15 protein-coding genes are annotated in these 10320 nt (G+C 42.8%); 6 read left to right on the plus strand and 9 right to left on the minus strand.

What is annotated here, in order from left to right; translation table 11 throughout:
- Positions 1–4: 4 nt before the first annotated feature.
- The 5 genes from gnd to H6G86_RS39725 all read right to left on the minus strand — a co-directional run bounded on the left by gnd (position 5) and on the right by H6G86_RS39725 (position 4411).
- On the minus strand, positions 5–1033 hold the full coding sequence (gene gnd, locus H6G86_RS32880; protein WP_190937842.1) for a phosphogluconate dehydrogenase (NAD(+)-dependent, decarboxylating): 1029 nt from the start codon (positions 1031–1033) through the stop codon (positions 5–7).
- Between the two features lie 182 nt (positions 1034–1215).
- Positions 1216–1686, minus strand: coding sequence for a hypothetical protein (locus tag H6G86_RS32885; RefSeq protein ID WP_190937843.1), 471 nt, complete (start codon positions 1684–1686; stop codon positions 1216–1218).
- Between the two features lie 194 nt (positions 1687–1880).
- Positions 1881–3170: an NAD(P)/FAD-dependent oxidoreductase gene (locus H6G86_RS32890; RefSeq protein ID WP_190937844.1), complete on the minus strand. Its 1290-nt coding sequence runs from the start codon at positions 3168–3170 to the stop codon at positions 1881–1883.
- 188 nt (positions 3171–3358) lie between these two features.
- Positions 3359–3898 (minus strand): YflT domain-containing protein, encoded by a 540-nt coding sequence (locus H6G86_RS32895; RefSeq protein WP_190937845.1) that lies wholly within the window; start codon positions 3896–3898, stop codon positions 3359–3361.
- A gap of 42 nt (positions 3899–3940) precedes the next feature.
- Positions 3941–4411 (minus strand): LuxR C-terminal-related transcriptional regulator, encoded by a 471-nt coding sequence (locus H6G86_RS39725; RefSeq protein ID WP_190937846.1) that lies wholly within the window; start codon positions 4409–4411, stop codon positions 3941–3943.
- A 557-nt stretch (positions 4412–4968) separates the two neighbouring features.
- Between H6G86_RS39725 and H6G86_RS32905 the strand changes: the two genes are divergently transcribed.
- Positions 4969–5172 carry a hypothetical protein gene (locus H6G86_RS32905; RefSeq protein ID WP_242065095.1) on the plus strand — a complete coding sequence of 68 codons (204 nt, stop codon included), beginning with the start codon at positions 4969–4971 and terminating at the stop codon, positions 5170–5172.
- Positions 5173–5239: 67 nt separating this feature from the next.
- Here H6G86_RS32905 and H6G86_RS32910 read toward each other — a convergent pair whose 3' ends face one another.
- Positions 5240–5455 carry a hypothetical protein gene (locus tag H6G86_RS32910; RefSeq protein ID WP_190937847.1) on the minus strand — a complete coding sequence of 72 codons (216 nt, stop codon included), beginning with the start codon at positions 5453–5455 and terminating at the stop codon, positions 5240–5242.
- A 23-nt stretch (positions 5456–5478) separates the two neighbouring features.
- On the opposite strand from H6G86_RS32910, the gene H6G86_RS32915 reads away from it, so the two are divergent.
- Positions 5479–5673 (plus strand): hypothetical protein, encoded by a 195-nt coding sequence (locus H6G86_RS32915; protein WP_190937848.1) that lies wholly within the window; start codon positions 5479–5481, stop codon positions 5671–5673.
- 145 nt (positions 5674–5818) lie between these two features.
- Here H6G86_RS32915 and H6G86_RS39145 read toward each other — a convergent pair whose 3' ends face one another.
- Entirely contained in the window at positions 5819–6379 is a 561-nt protein-coding gene (locus tag H6G86_RS39145) for a TauD/TfdA dioxygenase family protein (protein ID WP_313931548.1), read from the minus strand.
- Between the two features lie 26 nt (positions 6380–6405).
- Complete coding sequence (locus tag H6G86_RS39150) at positions 6406–6678, minus strand: TauD/TfdA family dioxygenase (protein WP_242065096.1); 273 nt, start codon at positions 6676–6678, stop codon at positions 6406–6408.
- 166 nt (positions 6679–6844) lie between these two features.
- Here H6G86_RS39150 and H6G86_RS32925 point away from each other — a divergent pair, with 166 nt between their 5' ends.
- Positions 6845–6982, plus strand: coding sequence for a hypothetical protein (locus H6G86_RS32925; protein ID WP_190937849.1), 138 nt, complete (start codon positions 6845–6847; stop codon positions 6980–6982).
- Between the two features lie 31 nt (positions 6983–7013).
- On the opposite strand, the gene H6G86_RS32930 is transcribed toward H6G86_RS32925, so the two are convergent.
- Entirely contained in the window at positions 7014–7973 is a 960-nt protein-coding gene (locus H6G86_RS32930) for a S1/P1 nuclease (RefSeq protein ID WP_190937850.1), read from the minus strand.
- 358 nt (positions 7974–8331) lie between these two features.
- Between H6G86_RS32930 and H6G86_RS32935 the strand changes: the two genes are divergently transcribed.
- The 3 genes from H6G86_RS32935 to H6G86_RS32945 all read left to right on the plus strand — a co-directional run bounded on the left by H6G86_RS32935 (position 8332) and on the right by H6G86_RS32945 (position 10250).
- A complete protein-coding gene (locus tag H6G86_RS32935) occupies positions 8332–8580 on the plus strand; it encodes a helix-turn-helix domain-containing protein (RefSeq protein ID WP_190937851.1) in 249 nt (82 codons plus the stop codon).
- A 110-nt stretch (positions 8581–8690) separates the two neighbouring features.
- Positions 8691–9209, plus strand: coding sequence for a hypothetical protein (locus H6G86_RS32940; RefSeq protein ID WP_190937852.1), 519 nt, complete (start codon positions 8691–8693; stop codon positions 9207–9209).
- A 219-nt stretch (positions 9210–9428) separates the two neighbouring features.
- Positions 9429–10250, plus strand: coding sequence for a hypothetical protein (locus H6G86_RS32945; RefSeq protein ID WP_190937853.1), 822 nt, complete (start codon positions 9429–9431; stop codon positions 10248–10250).
- Positions 10251–10320: the final 70 nt, after the last annotated feature.

Below are 10320 nucleotides of genomic sequence, written 5' to 3' on the forward strand. Positions count from 1 at the left end.
ATCGTCATGATTTTATCTTTGCCTGTTGTTCTACGTGTCCGCCAAACTGGAAACGCATGGCAGACAGTAGTTTATCCGCAAAATCATTTTCGCCGCGTGAGCTAAACCGTTGATACAGGGCTGCGCTGAGTACAGGGACAGGAGTGCCTTCGTCAATGGCGGCTGCGATCGTCCAGCGTCCTTCGCCTGAATCAGACACGCGCCCCCCAAAGCCTGATAAGTCTGGTTGTTCCAGAAGGGTGATCGCAGTTAGATCCAGTAGCCAGGAGGCAATTACACTACCCCGTCGCCAAACTTCGGCAATATCAGGCAGATTAAAGTCATACTGATAGTGTTCAGGATTGCGGAGAGGGGTCGTTTCAGCATTAGCCACACGGTTCTGCTTACCCACATTGGCGTGATGCAAGATATTCAATCCTTCTGCGTAGGCTGCCATCAAGCCATATTCAATGCCATTATGCACCATCTTGACAAAATGCCCCGCCCCATTCGATCCGCAGTGCAGATAGCCTTCTTCAGCCGTACCGCCCACTTTTTCCCGTCCAACAGTACGCGGAATATCACCCCGTCCGGGAGCTAATGATTTAAAAATGGGATCGAGATACTGAACCACCATCTGAGATCCACCAATCATCATGCAATAACCCCGCTCCAAACCCCACACTCCGCCACTGGTTCCCACATCTAGGTAGTGAATGCCCTTTTGCATCAGATCATTTGCCCGTCGAATATCGTCAATATAGTAAGAGTTGCCCCCATCAATTAAGATGTCGCCGGAATCCAGTTTTGCAGCCAGTTCCTTCACCATCTGCTCGGTTGGTTCTCCGGCTGGCACCATCAACCAAATCGCACAAGGTTTATTGAGCTTCTGGACAAAATCATCCAAGCTGTAAGTGCCGATCGCCCCTTCTGATGCAAGTAGTTTCACTTTTTCAGGTGTGCGATTGAACACCACACACTCATGGTTGTTTTGCAGCAGTCGCCGAACAATGTTCGCACCCATACGTCCTAGACCAATCACTCCCATCTGCATAATTTTTCTCCAATGTAATTCTCGTTTGCATAGAGTCTGTTCTGATTAGAGATAAGATTCTGGTTCATTAACAGAACAGCAATATTTAATCCTTTCTGCTCAAGTACATCACCTGTGCAAAAGGGAGGCGATGGGCTTAAGCCTTGCTAGAGGAAGATCGCAACTCCGTTCGATGTATTGTTTTATCGATTATCGATTGATTTCTCAAATGTATATAATTGTGAGTGACCCGTTCTAGTTGGGGCTGAGATGACAAATCGACTCACACCTTGCTCCCACTTTGCGGTTGCATCAACGGTGTAAGGAGTAGCAGTGCCAAACTGGTTAAGGCTGCTGGGTGGAGGGGTGAAAACCAGATGAAACTTACTTCCGCGATGGGAACCGCTAATTTGAGCAAAGTTCTCACCATCATTAGACTTCAAACTTCCGTACAGTTTGCCAGCAGGATCAATAAATACGAGTATCTGCCCCTGAGAACCGACAGTACGGAAGGTTCCCGTCCAACTGCCCCGGTAGGGAAGTACATAGTCTTGAGAGGGATTTGGTTGAGCTTGGCTGACTGTAAGCGCGAAGAGAGGCTGCCAGTGTAGCAGTCCAATCATGCCAATCGTTAAGATTTCACCAACTAATCGTCTTGTTGTTCGTGTCTTCATCAGTGGTTCTCTTTAAATAGATGATTGATCAACTGTCAATCTGTCAGATTCCCTGTAACTATAGGGTTCTGAGGTGATGGTGGGAATCTCTTCAAAGTTTTCGCTTGGCGGCGGTGAGGAGGTTGTCCACTCTAATCTAGTGGCATACACAGATGGATGAGCGATCGCTCTCGTTGTTCAACCGAAGAGAGAGGCTATTTTGCGGTGGTTTCTGGCTTCATCTTGGGTCTGTGATAGCGATGGAAAGTTTCTTCCTTCAGCCATTCTGTGGTTGCCTTAAAGTCATGCAGTGGGGTGGGCAGCATTTCCAAATACGCTGCACTGCGAATTAGATCGCCAGGTTTGCCAGTTATCTGCACTTTGTCAAACAAGTTTGCTACCCCATTTCCTAAACCCAATTTCATTAGCGTACCCCGAGGACTCACATGGGCTGGGCTAGGGGATGCTCCTTTAGCAAGGGCAATCAAATTGTGGGCAATGCTCGCACCTTGCTGATATGCCACCTGGGCTAGAGCCGGTAAGGGTTGTGGCTGCACGTCCGCGCAATCGCCTGCGGCAAACACTTCTGGAAAATCCAGCAGTTGCAGAGTTGAGGTGACAAGCGGTAGCCCATGCTTATCTAGGCGATCTGCCGGAATTTGGGACTTGAGACTTTGGATGAGTGGGTTCACGGCAGTCCCGGCTGTCCAGATGGTGGTTTGAGTCAACAGCGTTTTTATCTCAATGCTGTTGGCAGGTTGATACTCCAGGTGGTCTTGAGCAACCGCTTTCACCCCTACACCTAATATCAACTCAACAGGTATTGTTCGAGTTCTGAAAGCGTGGAGAGCCTCTGACTGCAAACCCGCGTTGACATCGCCTGCGAGAATCGTCTTACCATGATTGATTAAGACAATGCGAATCTGACGAATATCGCCGCCGAGTTGGGCGTACCAGTCGGGTAACAAATCTGCCAGGGTTGCCGCCATTTCTACCCCTGTCGGGCCTGCCCCAACGACAGCAAACGTAAGGAGCGATCGCCGTTGTGTTTCGTCATCCGTTTGGCTAGCACGTTGCAAGCATTCTCGTAACTGGCATTCTAGGGCGATCGCATTCTCTTGTGTCCGAAATGCGAATGCGTTTTTTTGTGCGCCCTCTGTACCTAAATAACCCTGAATACTGCCAACAGCTAAGACCAGACGATCGTAGATATAATCTGAGCCAGAAGCTAACTTAAGACGTTTTTCTTGCAGGTCGATCGCCACTACTTTGTCCTGTACAAAGTTGATATCACTGCCTTGCAGCAACTCTTTATAAGTCGGACAAACGGTATCTTCTGACAATTCACCTGTCAATAGTTCATATAACATTGGCTTGAAGACAAACCGTTCTTGTGGATCAATCAAAATGATCGAGCGCAAGTCTTGCTGATGACGCAGATGCAACGCTGTAAAAAGACCTACGAAGCCTGCTCCGACAATCACTGTGGGGCGAGAATAATTCATTTTAGTAAGTGGTGGATAAACAGCAGCAAGCAATCATGCACGAGTAGCATTGGAACAAAAATATACGCTAACGACTGATTCCTGTGATCAAGATAAAGCTCTGGAACGATCAGAGTTTTAGAGACGGCATAATTAAGAGATTAGGTCAGAAATAAAATATGACATTACAAGGTGTGGCTGCTGTTAATTTAAACAACAACTTCTTGAGCAACTTTAGGATTTACCCTAGTTAGAATCTGTAGCGCTCGATCAATTTCCTCATCTGTGCCTGAGACAATCACCATGAACTTACCAGCTTTGATTTCTGTCTCGTACTTCAGGGCTTGCTCTTTGGAAATTCCCAATCCTACAAGGGCACCTACCAGCCCCCCTGCCACAGCAGCTCCTACACCCCCTACAACCATACCTTCGAGCCAACCTGCCAGCACTCCGGCAACGTGTCCAGCTACAATCACAGGACCGACTCCTGGAATAAACAGCAAACCAACCCCTGTGAGAATGCCAAATAGTCCACCAAAAAAGCTGCCCCAATAACCTGCTTCTCCGGCTCCAGCTTTAGCCGTATCTTTCCAGGTGAGAAAGCCACGGATATGTTCAGTGGTTTGATAGTCTTTACCGATGATCGAAATCTTTTGCATATCGAAGCCCGCTTTTTGCAGTTCTAATACGGCGGCTTCTGCTTCAACATGGGATGGAAAAACTTTCACAGTTTCGTGTTTGTATGACATAGATTTGACTCCTTATGAGTGAGAATTAAACAGCATTATCTTTTAAGTGGACAAGACCTGATCGCACGCAGCGCCCGGATTGCTACCTGAGTGCGTTGGCGTTGGCGTAGCCTCTCGTAGAGAAGCCTTGCCTTCGGCATCGCTCGCACAGAATTTCTTCAAAATATTGCGAACATGGGTTTTCGCCGTACCTGTACTGATGTACAAATTTTGGGCAATTCCATCATTGCTGTACCCGTCAACAATCAGTTGCAATATCTCTAACTCTCGCTCAGTCAACATTTCAATAGTAAGGATTTGGCTGTATTCCGGTTCTATGGCTCGAATTGCAATTGTTTCAGCATGGTTGCTGCCATCAGCTTGAACAGGATTTGCGTGTTGAAGCAATCTAGCGACCTCTTGGGCGACAGCAGTGAGTGCATGATTAATAGGAGAATTTCCAAAAAAGTTACTCTGAGTTGGAACTTCGGAATACTCAAAATCATCTCCAAATAGTAATGGCATACGTGTCATAAAATTATCCTCAACGAAATATTGATTGAGATTACTGACTCAATTCGTAGATGATCTAAGCTGTTTCAAATACTGAGAAATTATGCTGTTACCAGAAGACCATGAATAAGAATCAATAACACAATTGATCTGACATGACGTAAAGCCGATCATGCTGTTGCCAAAACGCGAACATTGATGCGAGCAATGTACACTTTTTTAGATATATCAGACAGGAATTGGAAAATATCAGGTCACGGTCAAGGCTCACTGATACTTTATGTTCAGCATCAGCGTTGAGCATACAACCCTCTTCTTACTCTCTTTGTGTCAAGTAAGCTGAAATATTGTAACTAAATTGCTCTCAATATTTGCCTGAATTAAATATATGCAATTAACTCTAACTTGTCGTCCACTCAAAGTTGAAACTTTTGTACAATACAATGATTGATGAATCAGTCCATATATCAATGTAAGGTTAGCTCCAACTAAGGTTGGAATCTAAATTCATACTAAAGTTCAATACTTTAGCCAATTTACAAGGGTTCAACGCCTGTGGAAAGGGGATGGGTACGTCCGTGCATACAGCACTTCCGACAGCTATAAAGTACATCCTCAAATCTGAAAGCTTTGATAAAAGAGGGCAAGGAGAAAACTTATTTGGCATGAGTATTGCGATGCCGATAGTACAATCACTACTCCGTCATGCTCAAGCTGGTGGTTTTGGCATAGAAACTGCTGATGCTTGCAAAAATGCTCTTGGTGGATCTGCGCCTGCTTGAAATCTGCGACAAATTTTAACTGGAGTGCTGGTTTTAGCTTCAAGGCTAGTTTCGTTTGTCTTGACAGCTAATCATACGTAAATAACTGAACATTGTTACAATCTCTACATTTCCGTGACCGCAGCTTTTCGCCTTCCCCCCACCCAGCCCCATCAGCACGGAAATACACCCACTGGCTTACTGATTCTCCAACGGTACGACCCCAAACAAAATTTTGTGAACCGCAGATAGGACATGGCGTTTCTTGTAGACTAAAGTTTTTGTGATTCGGTTGGTTGTTCATGAACTTACCCCGATAATTTCTGAGTGCAATCTTCAGCAGCTATTGGGCCAAAGTGCGATTGCGATCGCTTGAGATTGAATTACCGATTTTTCCAACAGAGTGATAATTCTATTTCCAGCAATCATCACTGTAAAAGACTTTCTGTTGTCCGTTGGGTAAAATCTCGCGCACCATCCGTTTCTAACACGCCATCTGTCAACAATGCTGTAAGTGATTAATTGTGGGATTCAAGGGATTCTACTTGGTAGAATTTGGACTTGATAGCATAAACTAATTATCCCGCGAGAGGAGACAACACCGGAACTAATTGAGGGCTAGTCATTCTTTTGTTGACCCCGCCAAACCCCGCAATTGTCTCCAACTTCAGCTATTGGCCATAACACCAACACGGAGAGCAATCCGCTTATATTTGTTTGGATTGTAGGGCATACCTGTATGCATAACTTGGGAGTTATCCCAAAACACAATATCTCCAGGTTGCCAAATATGGGCATAAACTGGTGTACAGTCCAGAATCTCCCGAAACAATTCCTGCCAATACTGTTTAGCAGCTTCTGGTTCGTTTTCTAGACCTTTGAGAATCGAAGTGTCAGAACCCAAATATAAACAATAGCGCCCAGTTACTTTGTGAGTTGAGACAATTGGATGTAATTTCCGAGGAATCTCTATCCCTGGCTGTGGGGAGATAGGTGACAGGTGATACATCGACAGTAGTTTTAATTGCTGCTGATGTTGGGGAGCGAGATTGTGGTAGGCTTCCACCATGTCGAGAAAGAGAGTGGTGTGGGGGTGTCCATCCGTTCCTTCGTCCGGGATGGACACCCCATAAAGCATCACGACATAGAGGGCATTCATATCCAGTCCCTGTGTTTTAGGGAGATGGTCTTTATCGTGATGCCATTGCCAAGCAACTTTGCCGACCACCTCATCAGAAAGCCCCTTGGGATTACCTAAAATGGAGACTCCAGGACTCTGTAAGTCTGGAGCGCGGGATCTAGAGGCTTGGGGCGACGACCGAGGGTTGAGTCACCAAACGTCTGGATGGCAAAGTCTTTCAATTGGGATGCCGTCAGTTTTTGCTTTCTGACAACAATAACCCCATGTTCCCAGAGAGATTGCTTCAATTCCTCAACTTGTTGGTCTGTTATGGATGCAAGATTACAATCTCGTAGAACTTCCTTGCCCAGTCTTGAATGCTGCTGTACGGTCAACAATTTCTTCATCTTAAGTAAATACCGTTTGATAATACTATTCACCTCAAGTTTCGTACTTTACGCAAAAAACGAATCATCTTGAAGCTGGCATTACAAACGATAGAAGTCAGCCTAAGCTAACGTATCACAGACGGCATCCGCGATTTTGAGCTTTTTCCTTGGTGGATCACAGAAAATGGTTACTGGTGATAGGGTGCTGAGAAGGCAAATCTGGGGATGGAGGAAGAAGCGACACCGGACAGCCCGTCGTAGAGATCGCTCTCAAACTGGGGTAATCGCTCTAGTAAAATCAAAAACCACCCACATCATGTAAGTGGATATCAAAAGAGATTATGTATTTTTTGTCACCTACCAAACAGTTTAGTAAGCACATCAGCTAGACGGTAGCCTGCCAAGCTCATGCGGCGTTCTGCTATTGGTTTGGCGGTAGCAGCATAATTTGGCGGTAATGGCTTTCCATCGTTTTTATCACTACTGCCAGAAAGCTTGCCATTAAGATATGCTTTTTGTTTAGCGATATTAAAACTCTCCAATTTTGCCCAATTATTAAATTGAGTTTCTCTTAACTCTGGCAATTTACTGCGTTGATAGGAGGCTCTTATCTTAGTTGCGGTGTTGCGAACAGTTTGAAAGTTTTCTGAGCCTAGTATGAGGTCATCCCAGAATTTATGCAAACTGATTGTTTGACCATCTGGATTAACTCTAATATAAAAACGTGTACCACCTCTATCACCTTCTGGTTCCTTATACTCGTTAGTAATTAATTTGGTAGTATGCAATGGCTGATGCACATCTCCTACTAAATGGAATAACCAGCATATTGCAACTGCTTTTTCGTTGTTGGTGGCATTACTTTGAATAATATCAAGATTTTTTTGAAAAGCAAATATAATATTTTCTTCACCTGGAATTTCACGAGGAATAGAGTTTGAAGAACTACCAGGTTGATAAGGAAAATTGATATAGTGCCAAGTTGGGTGATTAAATGCTTGGTTATTTCGAGCTTCATCTGGCCATTTTGCTGCCCACATAAATAAGTACAAATTTTTATTTTCAGCAGAAATATTAGATTGTTTTAGGGAATTCCACTGCTGCTCAAATTTAGAGTATTCAGGGTGTTCCTTCAAAATGGCAACCATTTTCTCAATTACTTCTTGATGATTCTGCGAGAGTTCCCTGTAAGCGATCGCTCCTGAAACCATGTGTCCAGGCTTATTCCAAGCAAAAGCTGGGTACTGCCAAACCAAGATTGTTGATAATGCTGTCAATAAAGAAAACTTAGCGAAAGAATGTAACTTCAGCATAAAATTCTTTGTTAGAAAATACAGCTAAAGTATAGATTGCATTTAGTTAGGTTAGGGTTAAATTTGTATGATAAAAATAAATCACCCTAGACAATACTCATATATTTCAATAAACAGAGTTGTACATTAACGAGTTTATGGGTGCGATCGCATCTATTACCCTATGAATGAAATGAGTCATTTACCTCCAAGAATTTAGGTTCAGAACCACTTAAAAAATATTCCTGATCATAGTAAATAATTTTACATGATTTTCATTATTACGGATATACACTGAGGTTTATTGCGATTCCGTATGACTAAAATGCAACAAATAATATAGCATTAGCTACTTAAGGTAGCGGTTCAAGCTTGCTCAATGACTATCAAAAAACCCTTGGCTTTCAAACAGCCACAGGTAGGGCATATCATTCGTGATTTGCGACTTTTGGCTGGGTTAACGCAAGAACAGTTTGCAGCCACTCTCGGCGTGACATATACCACGATTAATCGCTGGGAGAATGGACGCTCTAAACCGTCGCCGATGGCGAAGAAGCTTATTGAACAGAAGCTTGATGAGATGGGCGCTCAGGGTGAGGATTTGTTAACTAAATATTTGCCAAATTAGTTATTTACTCAGTTTCTGTGTGAGCGGTAAGTATAGCTCTACTAGCCCACTTGTTCTAGTTTTTATATCCAACTGTTGATTGCAATTCTAAACATCAGGTGAGGCATCTAATGAACGGTAATACAAACATGAGAACTAATCAGCAAGTCACGGAAATTACAGGCGCTCCCGCCCAAGTTTGGGGAAACGTGTTAGTTCCAGCAAAAGGAACAATTCTTGTCAAATTTACAGGTGATACTCTTGTTGGAACAACAAAAACGGGTTTAGAAAAGAGAGAGACTTGGATACGCATTCAAAATATTGATTCAGTAGAAACATTAGAAGCCCCTATTTATGCATTATTGGGTTTTGGAGGATTCCTAGCTTTTTCAGCTTTGGGTGCATTCAGTAACTCTTCTACACTAGGTTTAATTTTACTTGTTGCAGGAGTAGCTCTAATTGTTTATGCGATAACTAATAAACGTCGATATTTAGCAATTTACAGTCATCGCAATGCAATAGTTGTTTTCATGAATAAGTCCCCAGAACTCTATCAGCAGTTTGCTATGAATGTGTTGGCATTATCCCGCAAACTAAATGCACCCAGTAATACACAAACAAGACAGCCTCAAACCCAAATTCAAGCTTAGTTTATCAAGTATATATATACGAACTCCAGGATAGGGAATATAAATTGAAGCTCCACTGAAAAAAATCGCAATTCCTCCCAATCAAGCGAGGAAATATGTCAGTAGAAGCGATCATACACTGTAATTAGTGTCACATATTCAGTATTATTCAGAGTATTTTTTGTCCTGATATCAACTAATAGTATAGCGATCGCAAAATATAAGTTTCAGGAGCATCAAATGTTCAATAGCAGAGATAACCAAGCAATTAAAACATCTAATAGAGGAGCAATACTAAAAGTTTTAGCTAGACTAGCAACAACAGGAATAATTAGTTTTGGGGTTGGTGGAGCAGTCACTTTTGACCGTTATAACAACTATTGGAATCAAACAATATTTCGCGTTCAGACTGTTGACTTTAACATTTTATCTCATACTCTACCAACGAAACTTTCTTATGCAATTATTAAAAATAAACCAGAAGAAGTACAACGTACTTTAGATAGTAATTATAGTTTATTTGGATTAATTGTTACAGACTCTAGTGGACAAAATATAATTTCGTATTCAGGTAAAGATTCTGGAAAATCCTCATCTTGGAAAGCGGCTCTAAATCCACAGGAGTTAACAAAACATCCCTACGATGTATTGCTTGATCCACCACCTGTATTTGCACAGTGGACTTATAGTAATTCTCATGCGACTGAACGCAGTGCTATAAATGTCACTAATCAAGGCCGTGTTATCGGTAGGGTTTACTATGTTAGGGGTGTAAGACCAACGTTTCAAGAGGATATTGCAACATTGGTAACTAATCCTTTTTCTGGAAGTAGTAGGATTCAAACTTACGCAACAAGTCTAATGGCTTGTTTCGGGGCGACTTTGCTTATCTGGAGTATTTTAGAATTTATTCTTTATAAAAAATGGGTTGGTGAAGAGATAGCACGACAGGAACTTGAATTAGCTCAAGCAAGACAAGAAAACGCACAGAGGGAAAGTGAGTTAACTGAACAAAGAAGACTACATGAGCTGGGAGCTATGCGGTTTCGTCAGATCCAGTAAAAAACAAGCGATCACTAAATCATTTTCCCAGTAGTATAAATTTATTTATACTTTTTAAGCAGTATTAACA

Origin of the sequence: Nostoc sp. FACHB-133 (assembly GCF_014698055.1) — a bacterium.
Lineage (GTDB): Bacteria > Cyanobacteriota > Cyanobacteriia > Cyanobacteriales > Nostocaceae > Nostoc.

Bases quoted from the DNA above. Each gene is read 5' to 3' on its own strand.
- gnd (WP_190937842.1), bottom strand. From the start codon at position 1,033: ATGCAGATGGGAGTGATTGGTCTAGGACGTATGGGTGCGAACATTGTT.
- H6G86_RS32885 (WP_190937843.1), bottom strand. From the start codon at position 1,686: ATGAAGACACGAACAACAAGACGATTAGTTGGTGAAATCTTAACGATT.
- H6G86_RS32890 (WP_190937844.1), bottom strand. From the start codon at position 3,170: ATGAATTATTCTCGCCCCACAGTGATTGTCGGAGCAGGCTTCGTAGGT.
- H6G86_RS32895 (WP_190937845.1), bottom strand. From the start codon at position 3,898: ATGTCATACAAACACGAAACTGTGAAAGTTTTTCCATCCCATGTTGAA.
- H6G86_RS39725 (WP_190937846.1), bottom strand. From the start codon at position 4,411: ATGACACGTATGCCATTACTATTTGGAGATGATTTTGAGTATTCCGAA.
- H6G86_RS32910 (WP_190937847.1), bottom strand. From the start codon at position 5,455: ATGAACAACCAACCGAATCACAAAAACTTTAGTCTACAAGAAACGCCA.
- H6G86_RS39150 (WP_242065096.1), bottom strand. From the start codon at position 6,678: ATGAAGAAATTGTTGACCGTACAGCAGCATTCAAGACTGGGCAAGGAA.
- H6G86_RS32925 (WP_190937849.1), top strand. From the start codon at position 6,845: ATGGTTACTGGTGATAGGGTGCTGAGAAGGCAAATCTGGGGATGGAGG.
- H6G86_RS32930 (WP_190937850.1), bottom strand. From the start codon at position 7,973: ATGCTGAAGTTACATTCTTTCGCTAAGTTTTCTTTATTGACAGCATTA.
- H6G86_RS32935 (WP_190937851.1), top strand. From the start codon at position 8,332: ATGACTATCAAAAAACCCTTGGCTTTCAAACAGCCACAGGTAGGGCAT.
- H6G86_RS32940 (WP_190937852.1), top strand. From the start codon at position 8,691: ATGAACGGTAATACAAACATGAGAACTAATCAGCAAGTCACGGAAATT.
- H6G86_RS32945 (WP_190937853.1), top strand. From the start codon at position 9,429: ATGTTCAATAGCAGAGATAACCAAGCAATTAAAACATCTAATAGAGGA.